26 protein-coding genes and 1 pseudogene are annotated in these 25,780 nt (G+C 63.3%); 9 read left to right on the top strand and 18 right to left on the bottom strand.

Annotated elements, in window-relative coordinates; all coding sequences use genetic code 11:
* Positions 1 to 37: 37 nt before the first annotated feature.
* Positions 38 to 946, top strand: coding sequence for a DMT family transporter (locus tag NKH22_RS26510; RefSeq protein ID WP_352911657.1), 909 nt, complete (start codon positions 38 to 40; stop codon positions 944 to 946).
* Between the two features lie 134 nt (positions 947 to 1,080).
* Here the strand turns inward: NKH22_RS26510 and NKH22_RS26515 are convergent, their stop codons facing one another.
* Positions 1,081 to 1,944 (bottom strand): LysR substrate-binding domain-containing protein, encoded by an 864-nt coding sequence (locus NKH22_RS26515; protein WP_023693978.1) that lies wholly within the window; start codon positions 1,942 to 1,944, stop codon positions 1,081 to 1,083.
* A gap of 112 nt (positions 1,945 to 2,056) precedes the next feature.
* Between NKH22_RS26515 and NKH22_RS26520 the strand changes: the two genes are divergently transcribed.
* Positions 2,057 to 2,467, top strand: coding sequence for a tautomerase family protein (locus tag NKH22_RS26520; RefSeq protein ID WP_023672705.1), 411 nt, complete (start codon positions 2,057 to 2,059; stop codon positions 2,465 to 2,467).
* A 3-nt stretch (positions 2,468 to 2,470) separates the two neighbouring features.
* On the opposite strand, the gene NKH22_RS26525 is transcribed toward NKH22_RS26520, so the two are convergent.
* Positions 2,471 to 2,977, bottom strand: a complete 507-nt coding sequence (locus NKH22_RS26525) for an RES family NAD+ phosphorylase (protein ID WP_023685674.1) — start codon at positions 2,975 to 2,977, stop codon at positions 2,471 to 2,473.
* The gene (locus tag NKH22_RS26530) at positions 2,974 to 3,462 is read right to left on the bottom strand and encodes an Xre family toxin-antitoxin system antitoxin (protein ID WP_023727360.1); all 489 of its coding nucleotides are present in this window, start codon (positions 3,460 to 3,462) and stop codon (positions 2,974 to 2,976) included. The genes NKH22_RS26525 and NKH22_RS26530 overlap by 4 nt, the downstream gene beginning before the upstream one ends.
* A 200-nt stretch (positions 3,463 to 3,662) precedes the next feature.
* Here NKH22_RS26530 and NKH22_RS26535 point away from each other — a divergent pair, with 200 nt between their 5' ends.
* Complete coding sequence (locus NKH22_RS26535; RefSeq protein WP_352911660.1) at positions 3,663 to 5,885, top strand: AMP-binding protein; 2,223 nt, start codon at positions 3,663 to 3,665, stop codon at positions 5,883 to 5,885.
* A 160-nt stretch (positions 5,886 to 6,045) separates the two neighbouring features.
* Here NKH22_RS26535 and pssA read toward each other — a convergent pair whose 3' ends face one another.
* Both pssA and NKH22_RS26545 read right to left on the bottom strand, forming a co-directional pair.
* Positions 6,046 to 6,861, bottom strand: a complete 816-nt coding sequence (gene pssA / locus NKH22_RS26540) for a CDP-diacylglycerol--serine O-phosphatidyltransferase (RefSeq protein ID WP_023831150.1) — start codon at positions 6,859 to 6,861, stop codon at positions 6,046 to 6,048.
* 3 nt (positions 6,862 to 6,864) lie between these two features.
* Positions 6,865 to 7,662 (bottom strand): phosphatidylserine decarboxylase, encoded by a 798-nt coding sequence (locus NKH22_RS26545; protein ID WP_352911662.1) that lies wholly within the window; start codon positions 7,660 to 7,662, stop codon positions 6,865 to 6,867.
* Between the two features lie 165 nt (positions 7,663 to 7,827).
* Here NKH22_RS26545 and NKH22_RS26550 point away from each other — a divergent pair, with 165 nt between their 5' ends.
* The gene (locus NKH22_RS26550; protein ID WP_352535072.1) at positions 7,828 to 8,505 is read left to right on the top strand and encodes a lysozyme inhibitor LprI family protein; all 678 of its coding nucleotides are present in this window, start codon (positions 7,828 to 7,830) and stop codon (positions 8,503 to 8,505) included.
* Between the two features lie 11 nt (positions 8,506 to 8,516).
* Here NKH22_RS26550 and NKH22_RS26555 read toward each other — a convergent pair whose 3' ends face one another.
* Positions 8,517 to 9,764, bottom strand: a complete 1,248-nt coding sequence (locus NKH22_RS26555; RefSeq protein WP_023831153.1) for a DMP19 family protein — start codon at positions 9,762 to 9,764, stop codon at positions 8,517 to 8,519.
* A gap of 227 nt (positions 9,765 to 9,991) precedes the next feature.
* Here NKH22_RS26555 and NKH22_RS26560 point away from each other — a divergent pair, with 227 nt between their 5' ends.
* Positions 9,992 to 10,882: an SMP-30/gluconolactonase/LRE family protein gene (locus tag NKH22_RS26560; protein WP_352911665.1), complete on the top strand. Its 891-nt coding sequence runs from the start codon at positions 9,992 to 9,994 to the stop codon at positions 10,880 to 10,882.
* On the opposite strand, the gene NKH22_RS26565 is transcribed toward NKH22_RS26560, so the two are convergent.
* From NKH22_RS26565 to NKH22_RS26580, 4 genes are all read right to left on the bottom strand, one after another.
* Positions 10,861 to 11,196, bottom strand: a complete 336-nt coding sequence (locus NKH22_RS26565; protein ID WP_023685667.1) for an antibiotic biosynthesis monooxygenase — start codon at positions 11,194 to 11,196, stop codon at positions 10,861 to 10,863. The two genes, NKH22_RS26560 and NKH22_RS26565, sit on opposite strands and share 22 nt — an antisense overlap.
* 285 nt (positions 11,197 to 11,481) lie before the next feature.
* Positions 11,482 to 13,362 carry an ABCB family ABC transporter ATP-binding protein/permease gene (locus NKH22_RS26570; protein WP_352499551.1) on the bottom strand — a complete coding sequence of 627 codons (1,881 nt, stop codon included), beginning with the start codon at positions 13,360 to 13,362 and terminating at the stop codon, positions 11,482 to 11,484.
* A gap of 24 nt (positions 13,363 to 13,386) precedes the next feature.
* Positions 13,387 to 13,722 carry an ArsR/SmtB family transcription factor gene (locus tag NKH22_RS26575; protein WP_023693986.1) on the bottom strand — a complete coding sequence of 112 codons (336 nt, stop codon included), beginning with the start codon at positions 13,720 to 13,722 and terminating at the stop codon, positions 13,387 to 13,389.
* 230 nt (positions 13,723 to 13,952) lie between these two features.
* A complete protein-coding gene (locus NKH22_RS26580) occupies positions 13,953 to 15,581 on the bottom strand; it encodes a LysM peptidoglycan-binding domain-containing protein (RefSeq protein WP_352580048.1) in 1,629 nt (542 codons plus the stop codon).
* A gap of 125 nt (positions 15,582 to 15,706) precedes the next feature.
* Here NKH22_RS26580 and NKH22_RS26585 point away from each other — a divergent pair, with 125 nt between their 5' ends.
* The 4 genes and pseudogenes from NKH22_RS26585 (at position 15,707) to NKH22_RS26600 (ending at position 19,095) form a co-directional block, all read left to right on the top strand.
* Positions 15,707 to 16,318 carry an LOG family protein gene (locus NKH22_RS26585; protein ID WP_023673582.1) on the top strand — a complete coding sequence of 204 codons (612 nt, stop codon included), beginning with the start codon at positions 15,707 to 15,709 and terminating at the stop codon, positions 16,316 to 16,318.
* Positions 16,305 to 16,580 carry a hypothetical protein gene (locus tag NKH22_RS26590; protein ID WP_023731441.1) on the top strand — a complete coding sequence of 92 codons (276 nt, stop codon included), beginning with the start codon at positions 16,305 to 16,307 and terminating at the stop codon, positions 16,578 to 16,580. Before NKH22_RS26585 ends, NKH22_RS26590 begins: the two co-directional genes overlap by 14 nt.
* Positions 16,581 to 16,701: 121 nt before the next feature.
* On the top strand, positions 16,702 to 17,943 hold the full coding sequence (locus NKH22_RS26595; RefSeq protein ID WP_023692882.1) for a sulfotransferase family protein: 1,242 nt from the start codon (positions 16,702 to 16,704) through the stop codon (positions 17,941 to 17,943).
* A 143-nt stretch (positions 17,944 to 18,086) separates the two neighbouring features.
* Positions 18,087 to 19,095: pseudogene (locus NKH22_RS26600) on the top strand (transporter).
* A 66-nt stretch (positions 19,096 to 19,161) separates the two neighbouring features.
* Here the strand turns inward: NKH22_RS26600 and NKH22_RS26605 are convergent.
* The 8 genes from NKH22_RS26605 to NKH22_RS26640 all read right to left on the bottom strand — a co-directional run bounded on the left by NKH22_RS26605 (position 19,162) and on the right by NKH22_RS26640 (position 25,472).
* Positions 19,162 to 19,848, bottom strand: coding sequence for a glutathione S-transferase family protein (locus NKH22_RS26605; RefSeq protein WP_023673578.1), 687 nt, complete (start codon positions 19,846 to 19,848; stop codon positions 19,162 to 19,164).
* Positions 19,849 to 19,859: 11 nt separating this feature from the next.
* The gene (gene rarD / locus NKH22_RS26610; RefSeq protein ID WP_023673577.1) at positions 19,860 to 20,789 is read right to left on the bottom strand and encodes an EamA family transporter RarD; all 930 of its coding nucleotides are present in this window, start codon (positions 20,787 to 20,789) and stop codon (positions 19,860 to 19,862) included.
* Positions 20,790 to 20,928: 139 nt separating this feature from the next.
* Positions 20,929 to 22,545 carry a citramalate synthase gene (cimA, locus tag NKH22_RS26615; RefSeq protein ID WP_023684468.1) on the bottom strand — a complete coding sequence of 539 codons (1,617 nt, stop codon included), beginning with the start codon at positions 22,543 to 22,545 and terminating at the stop codon, positions 20,929 to 20,931.
* A gap of 187 nt (positions 22,546 to 22,732) precedes the next feature.
* Positions 22,733 to 23,689 carry a prolyl aminopeptidase gene (gene pip / locus NKH22_RS26620; RefSeq protein WP_352911670.1) on the bottom strand — a complete coding sequence of 319 codons (957 nt, stop codon included), beginning with the start codon at positions 23,687 to 23,689 and terminating at the stop codon, positions 22,733 to 22,735.
* 8 nt (positions 23,690 to 23,697) lie between these two features.
* Positions 23,698 to 24,174, bottom strand: coding sequence for a GFA family protein (locus NKH22_RS26625; RefSeq protein ID WP_352911673.1), 477 nt, complete (start codon positions 24,172 to 24,174; stop codon positions 23,698 to 23,700).
* Positions 24,171 to 24,662 (bottom strand): GFA family protein, encoded by a 492-nt coding sequence (locus tag NKH22_RS26630; RefSeq protein WP_023673573.1) that lies wholly within the window; start codon positions 24,660 to 24,662, stop codon positions 24,171 to 24,173. The genes NKH22_RS26625 and NKH22_RS26630 overlap by 4 nt, the downstream gene beginning before the upstream one ends.
* Positions 24,663 to 24,684: 22 nt before the next feature.
* Positions 24,685 to 25,071 (bottom strand): VOC family protein, encoded by a 387-nt coding sequence (locus NKH22_RS26635; RefSeq protein ID WP_023673572.1) that lies wholly within the window; start codon positions 25,069 to 25,071, stop codon positions 24,685 to 24,687.
* Positions 25,068 to 25,472, bottom strand: coding sequence for an endonuclease domain-containing protein (locus tag NKH22_RS26640; RefSeq protein WP_023822736.1), 405 nt, complete (start codon positions 25,470 to 25,472; stop codon positions 25,068 to 25,070). Before NKH22_RS26640 ends, NKH22_RS26635 begins: the two co-directional genes overlap by 4 nt.
* Positions 25,473 to 25,780: the final 308 nt, after the last annotated feature.

A 25,780-nucleotide genomic window follows, 5' to 3' on the forward strand; every position in this document is an offset into this window, starting at 1 on the left:
CAGCATGGTGGCAGGAGAAGACGGATAGGCTGCTGAGATGACGGAAGCGCTCGACGGCCCAGGCACCACAGATACCGCTGCCGAGCGTACGCTCGGCATCATGCTGGTGGCGGCTTCGGCGGCTTTCTTCGCCCTCACCGGCGTGCTGACCAAATCGATCCACGCCGACCCGCTGACCATCACTTGCTGGCGCGGCTTTGTCGGCGCGATCCTGATCACCTTCTATGTGCTGTGGCGCCGGCGCCGCTCCGGCGGGCGGGAAAGCTTGCGGCTTGGCTGGCGCGGCTGGCTGCTGGCCCTCGAGGGCGCCGCGGCCAGCATCGCCTTCATCTCGGCGTTCAAATTCACCTATGTCGCCAATGTCGCGGTCATCTACGCCACCGCGCCTTTCATCACCGCGCTGCTCGCCTTCGTGCTGGTGCGCGAGCCGTTCCGGGCGCAGACGCTTGCCGCCGCCGCCGTTTCGCTGTGCGGCGTAGTGATCATGGTCGGCTCCGGCTTCGGCAGCGGTCATCTGTTTGGCGATGGGCTCGCGCTGCTGATGACCGCCGGCAGTGCGCTCTACATGATCATGGTGCGCGCCTTCCGCGACACGCCGGTGGTGTGGGCGGGCGCAGTCTCGGCGCTTCTGCTGTTCGTGCTCGGCTGGTTCGTCACCGACCCCCTGGCGATTTCTGCTCGCGACACCGTGCTGCTCGTCGCCTTCGGAGGATCGTTCGCAGCGGCGTCGATCCTGTGGACAGAAGGCTCGCGGCTGATCCCGGCGCCTGAGTCCGGCCTTCTCGGTGCCGCCGAAGTGCCGTTTGCGATCCTGTTCGCCTTCCTGTTCCTCGGCGAGATCGCGCCGGCCGCCAGCCTGATCGGCGGCGCCATAGTACTCTGCGCGGTTTTCGCCCATGCGGGGCGCGACTGGCTGGCTGCGAGAAAAAGTGCGGCAACCCAATAATTATTTTCCAAGTCATGGAACCATCATGCGGATCAGGCAGTTTTATGTGCGACGGGTCACCCCCCAAGTCCCCCCAAACCCCTCGACCCGTCCTCCTCAAAGCCGACCGTAAAGGTCGGCTTTTTCTTTGGACATCAGCCGGCAAAGCCGGGCAAGGCGAGGTTGTCGCTGAGCAGGATGGCAAGATCGCGCGCCGGCCGCTCAGCGCCCTGGCCGAGTTTTATCGCGAATTGCGCTGTCGGCACCGGCGGCAGGGCGAATTCGCGCGGTGCTTCGGCAATGCCTGAATGGGCAAAGCGGGCGGTGCGCAAGGTCAGCGCGATGCCGGCATTGACCGCCGTACGCAAGCCGGCAAGGCTGGCGCTGCCGGCGGCGATGCGGTAGCGGCGGCCGGCAGCATCGAGGGCCGCGAGTGCTGCTTCGCGAAAGCCGCAATAGGGGTCGAGCAGCGCCAGCGGCAATTCCTCTTCCCGCACGGCAAGCCCTTTTTGCGAGCACAGCCACAGCATCGGCTCACTGAACAGCCCGACTTCGTCATTGGCCGGCGTCTTGCGCATGACAACGGCCAGATCGAGCTGCCCGGCCTGCAGCGCCTCGCCAAGCTCGGCCGAACGGCCAACGCGGAGTTCGACCCTGACGCGCGGATGGCTGGTCGCGAAGGCGCGCAGCAGCTCCGGCAGGCCGCTATCGGCGAAATCCTGTGTCGTGCCGATGGCGACGCGACCAGCGGCACGCGCGCCCTTGAGCGCCAGCCAGGCCTCGCTGTGCACGGCAAGAATGCGGCGGGCATGACCGACAAGATCCTCGCCGGCCGGCGTCAGCCCGCGCCCGCGCCCCTGCGCCACCAGCAGCGGTTCGCCGACGATCTCCTCCAGACGCTGCATCTGCGCGGTCACCGCCGAGGGCGAGCGGCCGACAGCAGACGCAGCCTGAGCCAGCGAGCCGCCATCGACAAAGGCAAGGAAGGTTTTGAGCAGATCGGGATCGAGAGCTTGCATGCTTCGATAATACAGAACCTTTTGTTCGAAACAATTCGATTTTTTTGATTCAAAGATGATGGCATTGTCTCTCCAACGGCAAACAGACGCCGCTCAAACGAAGGAGAGAAAAATGCCCATCATCAACATCAGCGTCACCGGCAAGCCCGACGCCAAGCTGTCCGCCACAATCGCCAAGGAAATCACCGAGCTGACGGCAACCCATCTGCGCAAGGACCCGACGATTACCGCCGTCGCCGTCACCTATGTCGACCCGCAGCATTGGTTCGCCGGCGGCAAATCGCTGGCGGAGCATGGCGCCAACACCTTCTGGCTCGACATCAAGGTGGTCGACGGCACCAACACCAAGCTGGAACTGGAGGCTTATCTGAAGGCGATCTTTGAGGCCTTTGGTAAGTTGCTGGGTGGTGTGCACGAGGAAAGCTATGCCTTCGTGCATGAAGTCCCGGCCGCTGCTTACGGTTATGGCGGCAAGTCGCAGGAGTTCCGGTTCATCAGTGGGCGGCTGAAGGCCACGGCCTGATTGCTACCCAGCGGGAGGATGAAGCCTTGTATCAAGCACGAAATCCTCCCGGAGATGCAAGCTATAAAGGCCTGCCGCCCGGTTGGGATCGAACACCAGGTTCCAGCTGTGCTGGGATACCGCGCTGGGGATCAGAAAGAACGGATGCTTTGCCAGCAGACCATCGCCGAACTGCTGCTGTCCCGCGCCCGGGATGCCGGGACGCAGCCAGTTCGCGTTCGGAATATCGTCGGTTTGGACCACATAAATCTCTGATGGATCGACGATGTCGAATGCCGTCAGCACGTGAGGGACAGTATCCAGCGTGCGAAACCCCTTGTGGACCGCCACCTCCAAGATGGCGGTCGATGGGTCGATGGACGCATATACGGCTCTGATCCCTTTGCTGTTCCACCTTCCCCCAAGCTTGAAGGCTCCTTCGCCACTGTCCCAGCTCGCCTTGAAGCGTCTGTGATCAAGCCTCCAGCCCAACAACTGCCCTGTTCCGAGGGAGCCCGGCAAAGGCGTCACGCGTAGACACCATAGTCGAGCCGCTCAAGAAACTCCTGCACAAGCGCAGTGCCCGCCGCCGTGGCCAGCAGATCAATCGGCCGGCGATTGTCCAAACCCATGGCAGACTCGATCATCCATTTTTCCGCGTCTTCCTGAGTCCCGAGCACGGACGTGGCCTTTGTCAGGAGCTTGGCGAAGTTCCAGGTTCTGGAACCTTGCTCCCGACTGAGGGTCTTGGAGTGATCCGATTTGTGCCGCTGAAATGTCCGCTCGCTCATGCCGAATGCGGTCTCAAACGCATCGGCGGGATCAATGACCATCAGATGCCTGACGAGGCTTTCGAGCGCCTGGCCCGGAATTCCATGCAGGATCATTTCATGTGCCTCAAGAGGACTGGCTACCGAGAATCCAAGAACCTTCCGTCCACCAAACAGGTCGACCATTCGTTCGAACTCCGGCTCCATATGTGGTGCCTCGGCAAAACCCAGCGGGGAACTGGCCATATTACCTCTCCGTCACGTGTCGCTTTTATTTACGACACGTGTCGCAACATTTCAAGGCCTGCGTTTGGGTCATTGCCTGGTGAGGTCAGGTGGAACACCGCTCCCTCGCACCCGCGCATTGACCTTGCTCCCCATTGCGCTACCCTCTGCTCTCGAAGCGGACGAAGAGCCGCATACCGGACCGTTGGGAGAGACGCGGCATGATCCTGACACTGGCGCTGCTTGCAGGCCTCGTGCTGGCCTGGCTGCTGATTGGCGCTATCGAGACGTTTCGTCTCGACCTGCGCTTTACCCAGGCGCTACTCTATGTGCCGTTCAAGCTCGCCTACCGGATCGATGACCGGCGCATCCGCATTGCCCGCAACGCGCCGACGCCGGTGATCTATGTGGTCTCGCACCAGTCACGCTTCGAGCCGGCGCTGATGCTGTCGCTGCTGCCCGACGACACGCTGCACATTCTCGACGAGGCCTCGGCGCGCTCGCCCTGGATGGAGCCTTGGCGCGAGCTTGGCCGCACCATCGCCTTCAACGCCGAGCATCTCTTCGTCAGCCGGCGGCTGGTCAGGGTGCTGAAGGGTAAAGGCCGGCTTGCCGTCTACCTGCCCGATGACGTCGAGCCCGATGTGAAGACGTTTCGCCTGTTCCGCGCCGTCACCCGCATCGCCATGCAGGCCGACGCCCGCATCGTGCCGATCTTCGTCACCGGCTCGCGCGACCTGCCGGTTTCCTTGACGCCAAAGAACCGGGCGCCGCGCCACTGGTTCCCAAAACTCTCGATCAGCGTGCTGGAGCCAATGACGATTGCCGAACTGGTGGCGCGCAACCCCGACCAGGCTTCCAACACCAATGCGTTGTTCGACCGCATCGCCGAGGCGCGGCTTTATGGCAGCAACCTCGATCGCGGCCTGTTCCTGGCCATGCGCGATGCCGCGGATCGCACCGGCGCCTCGCATCCGATCATCGAGGATGTGATCAGCGGCTCGCTCAGCTATCGAAAAATGTTCATCGGCGCACGCGTGCTCGGCCGCCGTTTCGAGGCGGTGGCGGCGCCCGGCGAAGCGGTCGGGGTTTTGCTGCCCAACGCCAATGGCGTGGTGCTGTCCTTCGTCGGCCTGCTCTCGGCCGGCCGGGTAGCGGCGATGATCAACTACACGGCAGGGCCGGCCAGCGTAACCGCCGCGGTGCGCGCGGCAGTCATCCGAACGGTGGTTTCCTCGCGCGCGTTCGTCGAGAAGGCGGCGCTTGCCGACATCATCGCCGCCATCGAGGCCGGCGGCGCCAAAATGCTGTGGCTGGAGGATGTGCGCGCAAGCGTCACGACGCTGGAAAAGCTCGCAGCAGCGGTGCTGTGGCGGTTCCCGCTGCAGCGGCAGGATGCGGCCAAGCCCGCCGCAATCCTGTTCACCTCAGGCTCGGAAGGCACGCCCAAGGCCGTGGTGCTGTCGCACCGCAATCTCCACGCCAACGCCATGCAGGCCGAGGCGCGCATTACCATTTCGCCGTCCGACATCCTGCTCAACGTGCTGCCGGTTTTTCACTCTTTCGGCCTGACCGGCGGTACCATCCTGCCGCTGGTGACCGGGGTGAAACTGTTCCTCTACCCGTCACCGCTGCACTACAAGATCATCCCGGAGATCGCCCGCAAGGTGAAGCCGACCATCATGTTCGGCACCGACACTTTCCTTGCCAACTATGCCCGCACCGCCAAGGATGGCGATTTCTCCAGCCTGCGCTTCGTCGTCGCCGGCGCGGAAGCGGTGAAGCCGGAGACGCGGCGCGTTTATCGCGAGCGCTTCGATGCCTCGATCATCGAGGGGTTCGGGCTGACGGAGGCCGCTCCCGTCGTCGCCGTCAACACCGCCATCCATGGTCGCGACGGCACGGTCGGACGGCTGTTGCCGGCGATGCGCATGAAGCTCGAACCGGTCGAGGGTATCGAGGGTGCCGGCCGCCTGTGGCTCGACGGGCCGAATTTGATGATGGGCTACATGACCGCTGACCGGCCCGGCGAATTGCAGCCGCTGGACGGCTGGCACGACACCGGCGACATCGTCTCGGTCGACCGCGAAGGCTTCATCACCATTCGCGGCCGGGCAAAACGCTTCGCCAAGATCGCTGGCGAGATGGTGTCGTTGGGCGCCGTCGAGATGCTGGTGCAGTCGCTGTGGCCGGAAGAGCGCCACGCCGCGGTGGCGGTGCCGGACAAGAGGCGCGGCGAGCGCATCGTGCTGGTCACCACCGCCGACGACGCCGATCCGGAAGAACTGCGCGCCTTCGGCAAGAAGGCAGGTGCGGCCGAACTGATGGTGCCCAACGACATCGTCAAGGTCGAGGAGATCCCGGTGCTGGGTTCCGGTAAGACGGATTATGTCTCGACGCGGAACCTGGCGATCGAGAAGCTGGGGCTGGGCCTGGCGGCTTAGCGTATCTCCCTCCTTGAGGGGGAGATGGCCGGCAGGCCAGAGGGGGTCGCCTCGCGTGAAGCGCCGACGTCCTCTTCGCTCAAACGAGGTCGCGTCCAGGGCGTACCGCCCCCCTCTGTCGCCTTCGGCGACATCTCCCCCTCAAGGGGGGAGATAACAACTACCCAATATCCGACGGCGGCACTTTTTCGCCCTCGCGCTTGGCGCGCTTCGAATACGCCCGCACGCTGAAAGGCAGGAAGATGAGATAGCCTGCGACAGAGGCGGTCAGCGTGTACCAGGAATAGGTCATCAACAGCAGGACGTAGAGAACGACCGCCAGGATGATCGGCAGCACCTTGTCGCCCGGCACTTTCAGGCTTTTGCCGGAATAGACCGGCAGCCGGCTGACCAGCAGGAAAGCGACCAGCACAGTGAAGCCGGTGGCGACGAATGCCGTCAGGCGGTCCGGCTCGAGACCGAGCCGCAGGAAGGACAGATAGAGCGGCAGCATAACCAGCACGGCGCCGGCCGGCGCCGGCACGCCGACGAAGTATTCGCCCTGCCAGATCGGCCGGTCATGGTCTTCGTCGAGCACGTTGAAGCGCGCCAGCCGCAGGCCACAGGCGATGGTGAACAGAAGAGCTGCGATCCAGCCGAAGGAGCCGGCGCGGTCGAGCAGGAAGGCGTAGAGCACCAGTGCCGGCGCGACGCCGAAATTGACGATGTCGGCCAGCGAATCCATCTGCGCGCCGAATTTGGATGTCGCCTTCAACATGCGCGCCAGGCGCCCGTCTATGCCGTCCAGGAAGGCGGCGAGCAGCACCATCACCACGGCCGGCTCGAAACGGCCCTCGAAGCCGAAGCGGATGCCGGACAGGCCGGCGCAGATGGCAAGCACGGTGACCAGATTAGGCAGCACCATGCGCATCGGAATTTCGCGGATGCGCGGGCCGCCGCTGCCATGGGCCTCGAACTTTTTGAACGGCGCGCCCACCGCTTACGAAATCCTGACGAGCGGGGTTGCGGCGACGCCGCCGAATTCGGCGAGCACGGTTTCGCCGCCGACCGCCGTCTGGCCGACGGCGACGCGCGGCACCGCGGTCGACGGCAGGAAGACATCGACGCGCGAGCCGAAGCGGATCAGGCCAAAGCGTTCGCCGACGGCAATGGAGCCGCCGGTCTCGGCCCAGCAGACGATGCGGCGCGCCACCAGGCCGGCGATCTGCACGGCGACAACGATGCCGTTGGGACTGTCTATGACCAGCCCGTTGCGCTCGTTCTCCGAGCTTGCCTTGTCGAGTTCGGCATTGAGGAACTTGCCCGGCCGGTGCTCGATTTTGGTGATGCGGCCGCGCACCGGAGCGCGGTTCACATGGCAGGAAAAGACGTTCATGAACACCGAGATGCGGGTCATCTCGGTGTTGCCGAGGCCAAGCTCGCGCGGCGGCACGGCCGGGCCGACCGCCGAGATGACGCCGTCGGCGGGACTGACCACCAGCCTGTCATCGACCGGGGTGACACGCTCGGGGTCACGGAAGAAATAGACGCACCAGGCGGTCAGGATCAGGCCGATCCAGAACAGCACCGAGGAGAAATAGCCGAGGAACAGCGTGCCCGCACCAAAGGCGGCAATGAACGGATAGCCCTCGCGATGGATCGGAACGAAGGCATTCTTGATCGAATCGACAAGGCTCATCGGATGGGGCTCATGGGATGGGGGCGGTCCCTGTTTCAGGTCCGGCCTCAATACCGGAAAGGCTCCGCTGCCGCAACGCAACATTGGGCAAGGCCGCATCGTCCGCAGCCGGCAGGAACGTGACGTGCTTGCCTGTCGGCTGCTTTGCCGCCAGAATTCGGGCCAACGCCGGCTGAACGCGCGGCGAAAAGGCCGACTGCCATGGCGCCAAATTCAGGCAAAACGTATCTTGTTGCCATACGATCGTCAGCCGTGGGTGCCGTTTTGACCGTACTTGTGGCAGCGAGCGACCACGCAGTTGCGCAAGGCAAGCCATCCTTCGACTGCGCCAAGGCCGCCAGCTTGGCGGAAAAGGCCATTTGCGCCGATCCGGTCCTGGCGCAAGCCGATGCCGACGTCGCGAAGAATTATACCGCGCTGCTAAAGAGGCTCGATGCTCATGCCGGGAAGGCGCTGCGGGACGACCAAAGCGATTTCATCGCCTATCGCGATCAGATCGCCGGTTTCAACGAGAACACGCCCAAGGACCAGCAGACATTCGATCTCGGCGAATTCCTGCATGACCGCGCGACCTTCCTGGGCGGCATCCGTAAGCCGGCCGATGGCGGCTTCATCGGCACATGGAGCAGCGTGCGCGGTAGCGTCGACATCAAGGCTGTTGGCGGAGGCAAGGTCGAGATCTCGGAAGATGTCGTTTCCAATCCAGTCTCGGGAAGTGGGTCATGCGAGATCGACGGCACGGTCGAGAAGCGCAACACTCTGCGACTGGTCGACACCGACGACAACGACAACCCAACCGGTTTTGTCTTCACCTTTCGCCGCGACGGCGATGCGCTTGTCGTCGAGCAGAGCGGCGCCGGCAAGGATGGCAGATCGGAGCCCCTGTCATGCGGTGCCAACGGCCATGCCGATGGCATGTTCTTCCTGACGGAGAAAAAGTAGGCTTGCTGTCGCTAACCCGCCGCAGCGGAGCGATCAAAGTGGGCATTGAGCTCGGCCATAGCGGCCTCAGCGAGGCTTTCATCATCCTTGCCGCGCAAGAGCACACCGCCGTTCCGCAACGATTGGAAAAGGAAGACTTGGCCTGATGCCAGCACCACCCAATTCACGATTGCTCCTTCCTCCTTCTGCACCACCGAATTCGCAGAAACGATGGCATCCGTCGGGTCGAAGCCTGCCTTGCGGAGCAGGAGGTCGACGGCGGCGGGAGCATGGTATTGTTCCGCCAGCTCAATGACCGCTGTGATCTCGGGCTCTTCAGCAATGCCAAGCTTGGCGCCAACTTTCGGGGCGTTAGCCGCTAGCGGGCTCTCGCCTGGCGGTATGACAAGCAAGTCTTCTGGAGCGATGTACTCGTAGACCGTGACGTGTGTCTCCGTCGCACTGCATAGTCGGGTCTTCTTCGCGCTGGTCTGAAGCTGTTTCTCTCCTTCTATGTTCAGCATCCTTGCCATGCCGAACGCAATTTTGATCTCGGGCGGCGCGATCTTGGCGCAGGCAAGGCCGGCCCCGACATCGCGCCAGCTCAAGATCATCTGGCCTGCCAAGTTGCCAACGGACTTATGAAGAAGCCTGCCTTCGCGCTTCGGATTGGCCATCACCAGCCGGTGTATGACGTCGTCGTAATCGTCACTATCGACAACTTGCAGATCAGGCCATGACGCGATCCAGCGCGCCAAAAGGTTTTCCATGGGCGCGGCCTCATCCGCAACGTAGAACGCATGATCAAGTGTATCGAGAAAATCATCCCGCCCGCCCTCGAAGCCCGTCTGCTGGGCGGCTTCGTTGGGATGGTCTGCAATCCAGCTGGACATCTTTTCCAAAGTCGCAAGCTGGCCCTTTGCGCCACAAGCAGTGAGTCCAGCTCGTGCGTTGGCAATCATGGCGCCGATTTCCTGCCCGGCATTGTGGATGAATTGACTATGGCCGCCGTTCTTTACCTCCGAAGAGTACGAGTCGGCATGAAGGACCTGCATCGCCTTGGTGTCGATTTCGGGATAACGATAGAGTCCTTTGGAAACCATCGCTGTGACGAATTGCATGACAGCGAAGACGAGAAAAAACGGCTCTTCATCAGGATCCTCGACGTTCGAACGCAGTACGACGACCGGCAACGGCAGGCCGAATTCCAACTGCTTTCCAGAATCTGATGCCGACTTCTCGGGCGTTTTCTTGGATTTGCGGGAAAAGAAACCGAACATCGAAAATACTCTCTTGGTCGCAAAACTTGCGCGAACGGGTTATTTCCGACGCGACAATATCAGCTGCCCTCAAGGATTAAAGGCACTCTGATCCAGAGGCATCCGCACGATGGTTTGCCGAAATAGTCGACGGTCATGTCGGGGCGCCATAGATTCACACGTCCTTGGCAGGAAAGCGCTTCGCGACAAAGCCGAATTGCGGCGAGTCGACAAACCAAGGGTCAGAGATGCCATCCTCGAAATCAGTCGCCCTGAACGCCAAGGTCATTACAGAAGGCCTCGCTTTCGGAGAGTCTCCCCGCTGGCACGACGGACGCCTGTGGCTCTGCAACTGGGGAACCGGAGAGATCGTCGCGGTGGATGAGGACGGCGGGAACCAGGTGATGCTCACCGTGCCGGCCATCCTGCCCTATTCGATCGACTGGTTGCCGGATGGCCGATTGCTGATCGTCTCGGGTCGGGATGGCTTGTTGCTGCGACAGGAGGCGGATGGCACGCTCGCCACCCATGCCGATTTGAGAGAACTGTCAAACAGCCCGTGGAACGAGATCGTCGTCGACGGGCGCGGCAACATCTATGTCAATGGCGGCGGGTCGGCGCCTGCACCGGGCGAGCATTTCGGGCCCGGCACCATCGTGCTGATCACGCCGGACGGCTCGGTTCGACAAGTGGCCGAGAACATCGCTTTCGCCAACGGCATGGCGGTGACGCCGGACAACAGGACACTGATCGTGGCGGAGTCGCATGCCAACCGGCTGACCGCCTTCGATATCGCGGAGGATGGCGGGCTTTCCAACCGCCGGGTCTGGGCCGATCTCGATGGCTTTCCCGACGGCATCTGCCTCGATGCCGAAGGGGCTGCCTGGTACGCGGATGTTCCCAACAAGCGCTGCGTGCGGGTGCGCGAAGGTGGCGAGGTGTTGCAGACAGTCGATGCCGATCGCGGCTGCTTTGCCTGCATGCTGGGCGGGCCGGATGGCACGACACTGTTCATCGTCGCCGCCGAATGGCGTGGTTTCGAGAACATGATCAGCGATGCCCGCACCGGCCAGGTGCTGAGCGTCGAAGCGCCAGCACCTGGCACGGGCTGGCCCTCCTACATCTCAGGCAGACGCTGATAGTTGGCGATATCGGCCTTCACACCCAGCCGGGCAATGGTCTCCTGCGGGTTGAAGCCCGCCCGCTCGTGGGCCGCCTTGACGATCGGCACGACATTGTCGACGGCCGCCTGGTTTTCCCATTCGACAATGGTGACCAGGTTGAACTCACCCGGACCCGAAAATTGCTCGAGCACGAAATCCTGGACGAAGCCTTGCTGCAGGCGCAGCAGTTCATGCGTTGCCCTGACCTTGCGAAGGATTTCTTCACGGGCCTCGGCAGGAACGACGAATTTGTCGACCCTGAACACGGCTGCCTCGGCAAGTTTATCCATTTGAATCTGTCTCCGTTCTTGAACGACTTGGGTTCGGTGGCTCAGGAACGGGTTTGCGATCTCAACTTAGGTTGAGGTCAAGGGGAAAATTTCGGTGGTGATGATGGCGACGACGCTGCATATCTCCCCCCTTGAGGGGGAGATGGCCGGCAGGCCAGAGGGGGTCGGTTCGACTGGATGCGCCCCCCTTGCGACCGATGAAGGTTAGCGCTCCACGCGCGGCGACCCCCTCTGTCGCCTTCGGCGACATCTCCCCCTCAAGGGGGGAGATCGGCGCTCCGCCGCCTAGCTCACCTCCGAAGTCCTTCTGCGCACAACCACACCCAGCTCATCGCTCTCCCTAGCAATGCGCAGCCTCTCCTCGGCTTCCGTCGCTTCGCGCTGGCGGTCCCACATCGAGGCGTAGAGGCCGTGTTGGCGCATCAGCTCGGCATGGGTGCCGCGTTCGGCGATCTCGCCGTCCTTGAGTACGATGATCTCGTCGGCCGTGATCACCGTCGATAGGCGATGGGCAATGACGATGGTGGTGCGGCCCTTGCTGACCAGGTCGAGGGCGGCCTGGATCTCCTGTTCGGTGTGGCTGTCCAGCGCCGAGGTCGCCTCGTCGAGCATCAGGATCGGCGGCGCCTTCAAAATCGTGCGGGCAATCGCCACGCGCTGCTTTTCGCCGCCCGACAGTTTTAGCCCGCGCTCGCCGACCATCGAGCGGTAGCCTTCGGGCAGTCGTTCGATGAACGGGCCGATCTGGGCAAGCTCGGCGGCTTTCTGCATGTCTTCCTCGCTGGCGCCGATGCGGCCGTAACGGATGTTGTAGGCGATGGTGTCGTTGAACAGCACGGTGTCCTGCGGCACCATGCCGATGGCGCCGCGCAGGCTCGCCTGCGTCACATCACGGACATCCTGGCCGTCGATCAGCACCTGACCGCCCTGGACGTCGTAGAAGCGGAACAAGAGCCGCGAAATCGTCGACTTGCCGGCGCCGGACGGGCCCACGATGGCCACCGTCTTGCCGGCCGGAACTTCGAAGGAGACGCCCTTCAGAATCTTGCGGCTGGGGTCGTAGGCGAAGTGCACGTCGCGGAACTCGACCTTGCCGGCTGTAACAGTGAGCGGCTTGGCATCCGGCTTGTCGGTGATTTCCTGCGGCACATCGAGCAGGTCGAACATCTGCTCGATGTCGGTCAGCCCCTGGCGGATTTCGCGGTAGATGAAGCCGATGAAATTGAGCGGCACCGAAAGCTGCATCAGCATGGCGTTGATGAAGACGAAATCGCCGACCGTCTGCGTGCCGGCCTGCACCTCCAGCGCCGACATGCACATGACGATGACGGTGCCGAGACCGAAGATGATGCCCTGGCCGAAATTCAGCCAGCCGAGCGAGGTCCATATCCTGGTCGCCGCCATTTCATAGCGCGCCATCGAACGGTCGAAGCGCTCAGCCTCCATACCCTCGTTGTTGAAGTATTTGACGGTCTCGTAGTTGAGCAGCGAGTCGATCGCCTTGGTGTTGGCGTCGGTGTCGCTGTCGTTCATGTCGCGGCGGATCGAGATGCGCCAGTCGCTGGCGCGCACCGTGAACCAGACGTAGAGCCACACCGTGGCCGCCACCACGACCACATATTTCCAGCCATAAGTGTAGGCGAAGATGCCGGTGGTCAGCGCGAATTCGAGGATGGTCGGCGCCGTGTTCAGCATGATGAAGCGCACGATCGTCTCGATGCCCTTGGTGCCGCGCTCGATGATGCGCGACAGGCCGCCGGTGCGGCGCTCGAGGTGAAAGCGCAGCGACAACTGGTGCATGTGAACAAAGGTGCGGAACGCAAGCTGGCGCACCGCATACTGGCCAACACGGGCAAACAGCGCATCGCGCAGCTGGTTGAAGCCGAGTTGCACCAGCCGCACGACATTGTAGGCGACGACCAGCATCACCGGCGCCAGCAGGAAGGACGGCAGCGGCGGCGGCGATTTGGCGTCACCGGCCAGAGAATCGGTCGCCCATTTGAAGAAGTACGGCCCGGCAACCAGTGTCAGCTTGGCAACGACCAGAAGCAGCGTTGCCCAGGTGACGCGTGCCCTGAGATCGGCGCGGTCGGCCGGCCACATATAGGGCCACAGATTGCGCAAGGTGCTGAAGGTCGAGCTATCGGAAACGGTTTTTTCTGCCACTTGTCTTGCCTTTTGGGTGAGAAATCAGCGGCCGGAGCAGCAGGAATTGACGAGTGCGGTCAGCGATGCGGAAACGTCGGCGAGCGCGGCGCGGTCGAGTTGATAGCGCGAGCGCTGGCGGTCGGGCTCGAAGCGGACCAGCCCGGCTTCGACCAGGATCTTCAGATGCTGGGACACGGTGGACTGCGCCAGATCGAGATGATCGACCACCTCGCGGCAGCAGCAGGAATTGCTGGCCGAGAGATGTCTAAGGATCTCGATGCGCGCCGGGTGCGAGAGTGCGGCGAAGCTCGCGGCAACGGCGCGGCTTTGGGGCGGTGCGCAGTTTGCGTGGTCTGGTTCAGTGAGCGAGTCTGCCATCGTTCATCGGCGATAGACGATGAACGGGTGCGTGGCAAGCTAACCCGATGGGTAGAGCGACCTAATCTCCCCCCTCGAGGGGGAGATGTCGCCGAAGGCGACAGAGGGGGTCGGTACGTCCTGATGCAACGTCGTTTGCAGCAAAGAGAAGGTCGGCGTTCTATGCGCGGCGACCCCCTCTGGCCTGCCGGCCATCTCCCCCTCAAGGGAGGAGATCAAGCGCTCGGCCGCTACTGCGTCTTCGCCGGCGCCGTTGTCACCTGCTCGCCCATCGCCTTGAGGTCGGCGGCTTCGCCTTCCTTGGACTTTTCCGGAACCTTGAACACCTGCCCCGGCCAGATGCGGTCGGGATCGCTGATCTGGTCCTGGTTGGCGAGATAAATGGTCGAGAAGCGCACACCGTGACCGTAGACGCGCCGTGAGATCCGCCACAGCGTGTCGTGCCTGCGGATGATGACCGCGCCGTCTGCATGTTCGAGCTTTGGCGCCACCGTCTCGGGCAGGTCGGGCGTTGCCGCCGCGACGACGGCTGGAGCCTCAGCGGCGGGCGCTGCCGGTGCGGCTGGTGCGGACGCGGCAGCAGCCGGTGCGGGCTTCGCAGGGGCAGCCGCGATAGTGGCTGGCGCCGCAGGCTTCGGAGCGGCCGGTGCTTCGGCAGCAGCCGGTGCGGCCGGCTCAGCAGGGTTTGCTTCGGCGGGCTTGGTCTCGGTGGGCTTGGCCTCCGCGGGCGCCACGGCGGCGATCGCTTCGCCGGGTTCGCGCTCGAACGGCACGGCGGCGCGGGCCACGACCTTCACGCCGTCGGCGTCGAGACCGTCGACATGGATGGTGTAGCTGCCGACCGGGATGTCGCGCGTCGCCTCGACCAGGAAATGACCGTCGGGCGAGGTCACCGCATCGCCAAGCAGGATATCATTGGCATAGGCGCGCACCTTGCGGCCGGCGTCAGCCAGACCGGCGACGAAGATCTTGTTGCCGTCGATCTCGACCGCCTCGACGACGATCTTGGGTGCAGCCACGCCTGCCGCCGGCGGCGCTGCAGGTACTGCTGGCGCTGCAGGGGCAGTTGCGGCTTCCACAGCCGGAGCAGCAGGTGCTGTTTCAGCGGCCACGGCAGGCGCAGCCGTAGCAGGCGCCTCAGCGGCTGGGGCAGCGGCCTGATCGCCGGCGGCCGGTGCCGCGGGCTTGGTCTCAGGCGCCGGGACGCTAAGCAGCTCGGCCGGCTTGCCGGGTTCCTCGACCATCGCCAGCACCTGGCCGGCGGCGTCCTTGGGAACCGAAACGACGGCGGTCTGCACGGAAGGGGTAACCACATCGCCGGCCGTCGCGCGCAACCCAATCGTATAGTCGCCGGGCTTCAGCGGATCGTCGAGAACGATGACGAAGGCGCCGTCCGGACCGGCGACAGTCGAGCCAAGCACCGAGGAGCCGTTGAGGATCTCGACCTTCGAATTGGGCGCAGCATTGCCGGCAACGACGATCGAGCCGTTGCTTTCGACGCGCACGACGTCGAAGCTCGGCGCAACCGGGCCGGCCGCGGCCGGCGCTGGGGTTGTTGGGGCAGCAGCGGGCGCGGCAGGTGCCGCCGGAGCCGCAGCTTCGGTCGCGGGAGCCGTTGCGTCGGCAGGCGCGGGTGCTGCGGGAGCCTTGGCATCGGTGGGCGCGGCGGGCGCCGGCGGCAGCCTTCCCTCGGTCCCCGGATCGGCCGGCTTTTCAGCCGGCGGCGTCAGCGATGCAATCGCCGCAGGCGGCGTGGGATTCAGATACGGGTCGAGTGCGCCCGATACATAGGCGGTTCCGACGACCGCGACGGTCCCACCGGCCGCGAACAGAAACGCCTTCAATGGATTAACAGCCATATTTCCCCTACCCCTTAGCCACCTGAAGCCGGTCTAGCGTGTTTTGCCGGCACCGACAAGAAAAAGCCCGGGCTTGTCAGCCCTTGGGGCTTGACCCCGCATTCAGACCCAATCACCAATCACGAATGAACACGATTCGATCCGTCTGCGTCTATTGCGGCTCGTCTCCGGGCCGCGATGAAATCTATGCCAAGGCCGGGCACCTGCTTGGCCGCTCGCTCGCCAAAGCCGGCCTGCGGCTGGTCTATGGCGGCGGCACCAAAGGCATTATGGGCGCAGTCGCCGAAGGCGCGCTCAAGGCCGGCGGCAAGGTAACGGGCATCATTCCGCGCTTCCTCATCAACAAGGAGGCGACCGAAACCGCGCTTGACCGGCTCGACGAGTTGCTGATCACCGACAACATGCACGAGCGCAAGCACAAGATGTTCGAGAAATCCGACGCCTTTGTGGCGCTGCCCGGCGGCATCGGCACGGTCGAGGAAATCGTCGAGATCATGACCTGGGGCCAGCTCGGCCATCACCGCAAGCCGATCGTCTTCGCCAACGTTCAAGGATTCTGGGATCCGATGCTGGCGCTGCTCGACCATATGGCCAGCGAAGGCTTCATCCACACCGCGCAACGGGTCAAGCCGCTGGTGGTCGAAGACCCCGAGGCCATCGTCGCCGCCATCATGGTGGCGGGGTCGTCGGTCGATGCGCCGACGGAAGGCGTGCAGTCTGTAATTGACAAGATGTGAGGACGAAGCCGGCCTTGGCGCAGGCGGCCAGGAATTGAGCCCGGTTGGTGTCGTCGGCCTGGCGCATCAACTGCGCCGCGTCGTGCTGGCGCTCAAGGCTGCCGGCTACGAAACACTGGGCAACATCTGGATCGGCGACAGCAACAAGGCCAGCCTGGCCCAGAAGCAGAAGTCCAATGCGAAGCCACTGATCGACTGCATCTGCTTGGCAAGGATCTGTAGCGTTGGGGCAGCTGACTTCGATCTGTCCAGCTTTTCTTGAGCTCCGTCTTGTGCGCAATGTAAGCACGTTGGCGACGATTTCCATTTGCAGCCCGCTTCGCAGTTGGTTAACGGAGAACATTGGGCGGGAACGGAAATTTGGAGAGCGAGACAAAGGGGAGATGAATCCGCGCGAGCGATTGAAGGCCGCGAAGGGCGAGATCGCGTCGGAACCAAGGACGGCGATCCTGGTCCTCGGAATGCACCGCAGCGGCACCTCGGCGCTCGGCGCCCTCGTCGCCGCGCATGGAGCCACGCCGCCGAAACATCTGCTGCCCGGGAGCCTCCACAATCCCAAGGGACATTGGGAAAGTACCCCACTCACCATCGCCGACGACCACCTGCTCACGGCGGCCGCCTCCTCCTGGCAAGATTGGCTGCCGCTAGATCGGCAGTGGCTGCAGTCGCCGGCAGCCGAGCGATTTCGGCCCATGATGACGGCGATCATTGCCAGCGAGTTCGGCGATGCCCCCCTGTTTTTCGTCAAGGATCCGCGGATCTGCCGGTTCCTCCCCTTCATAGCCTCGATCCTGGCCGATCTCAGGATTGACCCGATCGCATTTCTGCCTGTCCGCAACCCGCTCGAAGTCGCCTGTTCGCTGCAGGAACGGGATCAAATGGAACTGCCGACAGCGTTCATGCTGTGGCTCAGGCACGTGCTCGAAGCGGAGCATCATTCGCGACACATGCCGCGCTGTATCCTGCGCCACGAAGACCTGTTGAGCGACTGGCGACATCAGATGGACCGCGCGGCCAGGGAGACCGGAATCGTCTGGCCTGTCACGTCCGATCAGGCCGACACCGCAATCGCCGAGTTCCTGGACAAGGACCTGCATCATCAGCGGGCCTCGGTCGCTGATCTGCAAAACCATCCGGATGCCACGCCATTAGTCCGCAGCGCCTATGCCATTTTGCGCAGTATGGCGTCTGAAGGCGACAGCCAGGACTTGCGCGACCAGCTCGACAGGGTGCGGGCGACGTTCGATGAGAGCTGCGATGTGGTTGGCAAGGCCGTTACCGCAGGGAACCTGGCCGCTAAACGGCTACACGGCGAACTGGAAAAGGGCATCGTCGAGCGTGACGCCCTCGCTGACGCCCAACAGGCCCTCATCCGAGACCGAGACAGCTTCATGGCGGAGCGTGACGCGCTTGCTCACGCCCAGCAGGACCTCATCCAAGCCCGAGACAGCTTCATGGCGGAGCGTGACGCGCTCGCCCTGGCCCAAGACGGCCTCGTAGCCGAGCGTAGCGCGCTGGCCAGGATCCGAGACGACCTGGTGGCGGAGCGCGATGCGGCGCTTGCGTCACGCAGCTGGCGATTGACCGGACCGTTGCGATGGGTGAGCTCCATTCGTCGGCGATAGCAGCAAACACTCTAAACGCTGCTCGACAAACTGTGATCGCCTGTCAAGAAACCGTCACACGGAACCCGCCTCACTCGTGTTACGAAGGACGGGTCGGCATCCGCGCGTCGGCATAGTCGAAATCTGAACCTGGTCGAAATTTCTTGGCGAGGCGAGCCGCGAACATTGCTCTCAACGCGGAAGGCCTGTCGCCTTACCTGCCCGACGAGCACGGGCTGTTCTTCATCTACCATTTCACCGCCGAGGGCCTGCGCACCAAGGACGCGGCCGAGGTTGCATGGACATGGCGCAGCTACCAGCTGTCCGACCTGCGCGCCCGTCATGAGATCGCCGCCGAGCAGGCTCTGCCCGGGCCGGTGCGCGAAGCTTTCCTCGGCGCCAGCCAGGGTTGCCACATCGATCTCGAGGATGCCTGGCTTTATGGCGACCTGCCGGATCTGCGCCACGACTATTCGGCGGAAGCGCGCGGGCTCGGCCATTTCCGTTTTGCGCTCAACGACAAGACGCTGATCGGCGCGCGCAAGCAGCCACTGGAATCGGTCGATCTCATCCGCAAGGCGGTGGAGAGCGGCTCGCGCAAATTCCGCTCCCCCGCCGACCTGGTCGAAGCGGTCATGGGCCAGTCGCTCGACGGCATGGCGGCCGAGCTCCACGGTCTTGGCGATACGCTGGACGGCATCGAGGACCGTTATCGTGCGCGATGCCTGGCACGGCGAGCGGCAGTCGCTGGTCGACGCGCGGCGTCAACTGGTGGTCATCCACCGGCAGATGGCGACGCTCACAAACCTTTTTCGCCATCTCGACCATTCGCATCGCAATGAGCTGCCCGATCGGATCAATGACATGGCGACAAGGCTCTCGCACCGGGCACACACGCTCTATCACGACGGCGAGCAGTTGCAGGCACGCGCAAGGTTGCTGCAGGACGAGTTGATGGCCAAGCTGACAATGCAGTCCAACCAGCTGCTCTATGTGCTGTCGGTGATGACGGCGGTGCTGTTGCCGATGACCATCATATCAGGCCTGTTCGGCATGAATGTCGGTGGCCTGCCCATGGTCAATACGCCGATGGGCTTCTGGGTGGTCTCGGCAGTTTCGATCGTGATCGCCGCGGCGACCTACATGTTCGTAAGGCGGCTCGGGCGGACGTAACGCCTCGGTCCCTTTGTTTTCACTCAATTCCCAAGGGAACGCGACGCGCTTTTCCTGGAATGCCCATCACGCCGTAGCGCGAAGATCCTCGACGATGGTGCCGGCGGCAGCGACCTCCGCCTCATGGTCCGGCTCCCGCCAGGTCTCGGCGAGACCCGCCGCATACCATTCCTGCATGGCCGGCAGGCCAAGCAATTGCGGGGGATAGGCTGCAGCTGCCCCTTCGAAAGACAGCCCATAGGATAGCACACGGAACGCCACCGGAGCAAAGAAGGCGTCGACGGCGGTAAAATGGCCGCCGGCAAGGAACGGCCCGCCGAACAGGGCAAGGCCATCGTTCCAGAGATCGCCCAAACGGAACAGATCCTGCTTCAGCGCGTCCGACATCGGCAACGGTTTCACCCGCAAGCCGCAATTCATCGGGCATGCGCCGCGCAAGGCCGTGAAACCAGAATGCATTTCGGCGGCGGCCGAGCGCGCCCAGGCTCGCGCCTTGGCCTCAGCAGGCCACACACCATGGTGGCGCTCGGCGAGATACTCGGCAATAGCCAGCGAATCCCAGACAGCCCAGCCGTCATCCACCAGGCAAGGCACGCGCCCGCTGGGCGAGAACGCCCGGTAGAGATCGAAACTGGGCCCGGTCGGAAACGGCGTCAATTGCTCCTCGAACGGAATGTCGAGGGTGCGCATCAGCACCCATGGCCGCAGCGACCATGACGAATAGTTCTTGTTGGCAATATGCAGCACGTACATCGAAAGGCTCCCTACTTCGGGGCCAACGCCACCGGGCGGATTTCACGGCCACGAAACATCGACCAGGAATACATCGCCAATGCCGCCCAGATCAGCGCGAAGGCAATTGCTTGCGTGGTGCCGAACGGCTCGTCGAAAATCAGCACGGCGATCAGGAACACCATGGTCGGTGCGATGTACTGCATGATGCCGATGGTGGAGAGGCGCAGAAGCTTGGCGCCGAAGGCGAACAGAAGCAGCGGCACCGAGGTGACTGGGCCGCAGCCGATGAGCAAAGCCATATCGGTGCCGTTGCTGGAGATGAAATGGTCCTGGCCGTTGACGACCAGGAAGACGATGTAGGCAAGCGCCGGCACCGACAGCAAAAGCACTTCGAGCAGAAAGCCCTGGCTCGGGCCGATCGGCAGCGTCTTGCGGAAGAACCCATAGGCAGCGAAGGAAAACGCCAGCGCCAACGACACCCAAGGCAATTTGCCGGCATCGACGGTCAGAACGGCAACTGCGACCGCCGCCAGCAACACGGCCGCGATCTGCAGCCGGTCGAGCTTCTCGCCGAGCAACAACGCGCCGACGACGATGCTAACTAATGGGTTGATGTAGTATCCGAGCGCGGTCTCGACAGTGCGGTCGACCGAGATCGCCCAGACATAGATGGCCCAGTTGACGGAGATCAGGGTCGCCGTCAGCGCCGCCATGGCGATGCTGCGCGGCGAGCGGATCGCCGCCTTGAAATCGGCTGTGCGGCCGGCCCAGACCAGCACTGCAGCAGCAATCGGCACCGACCAGACGATGCGGTGGGCGATCACCTCGATCAGCGGCAGATGCGCAACCGCCTTCATGTAGAAGGGCAACAGGCCCCATAGCAGATAAGCGCCGAGCGCGAGGAGAAAGCCGCTGCGGGCTTTGGAGTCGGCGTCGGGCTGGATCGTGTCGCTGGCCATGGCAAACGCTATGGCCCAGTGGGCCATCCAAAACCATCGCAAAATTATGATGGATCAATGGACTTCCGCTGATGGCTCAAGGGGCGGCGCCAGTTCCTCGCCCCACTTCGGGGGGCGAGGAAACCCACGTCTTGCAACCCTACTCCGCCGCCACCAATCCCGCCATGTCGCGGTTCTTCATCAGCTTGTAGACGATCGAATCCATCAGCGCCTGGAAGGAGGCGTCGATTATGTTTTCCGACACGCCGACCGTCCACCAGCGTGCGCCGGTGCCGTCATGCGATTCGATCAGGACGCGAGTGATCGCCTCGGTGCCGCCATTGAGGATACGCACCTTGAAATCGGCGAGCTCCATGTCGGCGATCTCGCTCTGGAATTTGCCGAGGTCCTTGCGCAACGCGATGTCGAGCGCGTTGACCGGGCCGTGGCCTTCGGCCACCGACATCTTCTCCTCGCCCTCGACCATCACCTTGACGATGGCTTCGGAGACCGTCTTCAACTGGCCGTTGGCATCGAAGCGGCGCTCGACCATGCAGCGGAACGAAGTGACGTTGAAGAACTCCGGCAGGCCGTGCAGCATTTTGCGCGCCAACAGCTCGAAGGAGGCATCGGCGCCCTCATAGGCGTAGCCCTCGGCCTCGCGCTCCTTGACCACCGAGATCAGCGCATCGAGACGATGGTCGTCTCTGGGCACATCGATGCCGCGCCGCTTCAGCTCGGCGAGGAAATTGGCCTTGCCGCCCTGGTCCGAAACCATAACGCGGCGGCGGTTGCCTACCGCCTCGGGCGGCACATGTTCATAGGTCGCCGGCTCCTTGGCCAGTGCGGAGGCATGGATGCCGGCCTTGGTGGCGAAGGCCGAGGCGCCAACATAGGGCGCCTGCGCTTCCGGAGCACGGTTCAGCAATTCGTCGAAGGCGCGGGAAAGCCGGGATATCCCGGTCAGCGCCTCGGCCGAGATGCCGGTTTCAAACCGATCGGCGAAGGCCGGCTTCAGCGCCAGCGTCGGTACGATCGAGACCAGATTGGCGTTGCCGCAGCGCTCGCCGATGCCGTTCAGCGTGCCTTGGATCTGGCGCACGCCGGCCTCGACGGCGGCGAGCGAATTGGCCACCGCTTGGCCGGTGTCGTCATGGGCATGGATGCCGAGATGGCCGCCCGGAATACCTGAAACAATGACCTTGTCGACGATGGCGCGCACTTCCGAGGGCTGCGTGCCACCATTGGTGTCGCACAACACCACCCAGCGCGCGCCGGCATCATAGGCGGTCCTGGCGCAGGCCAGTGCGTAGTCCGGATTGGCCTTGAAGCCGTCGAAGAAATGCTCGCAATCGACCATCGCTTCCTTGCCGGCGGCAACAGCTGCTTCGACCGACGCGTTGATCGAGTCGAGGTTTTCCTCATTGGTGCAGCCGAGCGCGACGCGGACATGATAGTCCCAGCTCTTGGCGACGAAGCAGATGGCGTCGGACTTGGACTGCACGAGCGCTGCCAGGCCCGGGTCGTTGGAGGCCGACACGCCTGCCCGCTTGGTCATGCCGAAGGCGACGAACTTTGCCTTCGCCGTGCGCTTCTGCTGGAAGAAGGCGGTGTCGGTCGGATTGGCGCCGGGATAGCCGCCTTCGACATAGTCCATGCCGAACTCATCGAGCAGCTTGGCAATCGCGATCTTGTCCTCGACGGAAAAGTCGATGCCCGGCGTCTGCTGGCCATCGCGGAGGGTTGTGTCGAAGAGATAGAGGCGTTGTTTGGTCATTGTTCTGTTGGCGCGCGAGCACCCCCCTCTGGCCTGCCGGCCATCTCCCCCTCAAGGGGGAAGATCGGCAGCTTTAGCGTCGGATCGTTTCCTGCAGCGATGAAGATTTGCGAAAGCGCCGATGACAGCCAATCTCCCCCCTTGAGGGGGAGATGTCCGGCAGGACAGAGGGGGGTGCCACGCGCTGTCATTTCCTCGCAAACCCATCCGTCGCGCGTATCAGCCGATCCAGAATCCCCGGCTCCGAATAGGAATGGCCGGCGCCTTCGATGAGGTGGAAATCCGCCTTCGGCCAGGCCTTGTGCAGGGCCCAGGCATAGCGCGCCGGGCACGGCATGTCGTAGCGGCCGTGGACGATTGTGCCGGGAATATCCGCGAGCTTATGGGCATCGCGCAGAAGCTGCCCCTCCTCCAGCCAGCCGGCGTGGACGAAATAGTGGTTCTCGATGCGGGCAAAGGCGATGGCGAAGTCGTCCTCGCCGAACTTGTCGCTGGTCTCCGGCTCCGGTAGCAGCGTGATCGTCTCACCTTCCCACAGGCTCCAGGCAAGGGCGGCTTCCAGCTGCGCCTTGCCATCGGCGCCGACCAACCGCCTGCGGTAAGCGGCCATCATGTCGCCGCGCTCGGCTTCAGGAATTGGCGCCAGGAAACGCTCCCATTTGTCGGGGAACATCTCGGAGACGCCGAACTGATAGTACCATTCGAGTTCGGCGCGGGTCAGCGTGTAGATGCCGCGCACGACAAGCTCGCTGACGCGATTAGGATGCGTCTCGGCATAGGCCAGCGCCAGCGTCGAGCCCCACGAGCCGCCGAACACCAGCCATTTTTCGAAGCCGCACATCTCACGCAGCCGCTCGATGTCGGCAACCAGGTGCCAGGTGGTGTTGGCCTCGAGCGAGGCGTTGGGTGTCGATTTCCCGCAGCCGCGCTGGTCGAACAGGATGACGTCGTAAAGCTTCGGGTCGAACAATTGCCGATGTTTTGGCGAGAAGCCGCCGCCGGGACCGCCATGCAGGAAAACGGCCGGCTTGGCGCCCCTGGTTCCGGCGCGCTCCCAGTAGATATGATGGCCGTCGCCGACATCGAGCATGCCGGACTCGAACGCCTCGATCTCTGGATAAAGAGTACGAAGTTCACTGTTCATTTCATTGCTCATATGTTCAGGCCGCGCGCGGGCCAGTCCGTGGTTTCGTGGTCGGGATGCTGGAAGGAGATGATCTGCTCCTGGCGGGAGTAGAAATCCGGATCCTGATGCATGGGCTGGTCAAAGATCGTTTCCACCCAAGGCAATCGGACCGCGTAGTTGACCTGGATCTGCGGCGCCAGATCGGAGCGGTCGTCGGAGGCGCCGATGGCGATCTCCAGTGCGCCAGGTTGGCGATAGGTCAGCGGTGTACCGCAGCGGGCACAGAAGCCGCGATCGATGTTGACCGACGACTGGAAATAGGTGGGCTCTTCGCGCATCCATTCGACGCCATCCTTGGGCACTGTCACCAGCGCGCCGAAAAACGAACCGAACTGTTTCTGGCACATGCGGCAATGGCAGATGGACGCCCGGCCGAGCTTGCCCTTGATGCGGAAACGCACGGCACCGCACTGGCAGCCGCCGGTTCGAACTTCATCGGTCATAACTTTTCCTCTGGCGGCCATTGTTCGGTGTCATGGTCGGGATGCTGGTAGGAGACGAGCTCGGCGAGATAAGGCGCCGACGACATGTCGGCCATAGTGTCCTCGCCCGGCAATTGCGGGATGGTATCGACATAGGGAAGTTTTGCCTCCGTGCCCCACTGGATCAGCGGCACGATATCAGCCGGATTGTCGAAGGCGCCGATGGCGAGGCCGATGCCGTCGGGCGCGGTAAAGGTCAGCGGCGTGCCGCAATTGGCGCAAAAGCCACGATCGACATGGCTGGACGAGGCGAAATATTTCGGTTCGCCGCGCGTCCAGTCGAGTTTGGCGCCACGCACCGAGACCAGGGGCGCGTAAAATGAGCCGAACGCCTTCTGGCACATGCGGCAATGGCAGATCGAGGCGTCACCCAGCGCACCCTCGACGCGAAAGCGCACCGCGCCGCACTGGCAGCCACCGGTGTAGATCGGCCGGTTGTCGAGGCTCATGGCGTCTCACTCCGTTTCATAGTCATTCGGGCGCATGGCAGACGGCCTCGACATTGTTGCCGTCGGGATCCAAGACGAAGGCGCCGTAATAGTCCGGGTGATAATGCGGGCGCAGCCCCGGCCCGCCATTGTCCTTGCCGCCGGCGGCGAGCGCCGCGGCATGGAAGGCGTCGACCTCGGCGCGGCTGCGCGCGGTGAAGGCGACGTGCTGATGGGTCCTCGGCTTGTCATCGCTGGCCTGCAGCCAGAACACCGGCCGGTCGCGGCCATAGCCACCGACCTTGGCGCCGCCGGTATATTCCAGTGGCACCATGTAGATCAGCGAGGCGCCAAGCGGCGCTATCGCCTGGTCATAAAAGGCTTTCGACGCGTCGAAGTCGGCGACATTGATGCCGAGATGGTCGATCATGAAACAAGCTCCTCCCTTGCTGGCGCCGGCACGTCGGCGCCGGCCAAGCCGGCCCCGATGACGATGTGCTGGCAGGCATTGTCGATATCGCGGATGACGTCGTCATTCCAGAAGCGCAGGATGGTCCAGCCACTGGCGCTCAATTGAGCGCTGCGTGCCTTGTCGCGTTCTGCATCTTCTACGTCGGCATGCTGACTGCCATCAACCTCGACTACGAGGTGGTGGGCCGAACAGGCGAAATCGACAATGTAGGGCCCAATCGGTACCTGTCGGCGAAAGCTCATCCCCATCAGCCGGTGAGCCCGCAACTCATTCCACAGTTTCAGCTCGGCATCGGTCATGACGCGACGCATGGACTTTGCATTCTTGCGCTGACGCGATGGAACGAGGTCGTGACCCATGCTCAGGCCACTCCGCGCTGGCGATTAGCGAAAACCGAGGCGAGGGCTGATCTCCCCCCTTGCGGGGGAGATGTCCGGCAGGACAGAGGGGGGTGCTGTCCCGCCAGCGTCTCAACCGGCAGCCATTGCGTTCTCAGAAAGTGGCCGAAATGAAAGTGGGCAAGAAGGAACGCTGGCGTTCCTTCGAACCCCCCTCTGTCCTGCCGGACATCTCCCCCGCAAGGGGGGAGATTGGCTGTCGCTGCCGCCTTCGCCAATCTTACAACGGTGTCTCGCGCCACCCTCACCGCTTCACCTCCCACGTCGTC

Source organism: Mesorhizobium sp. M1252 (genome assembly GCF_040318265.1).
In the GTDB taxonomy this organism is placed as follows: Bacteria; Pseudomonadota; Alphaproteobacteria; order Rhizobiales; family Rhizobiaceae; genus Mesorhizobium.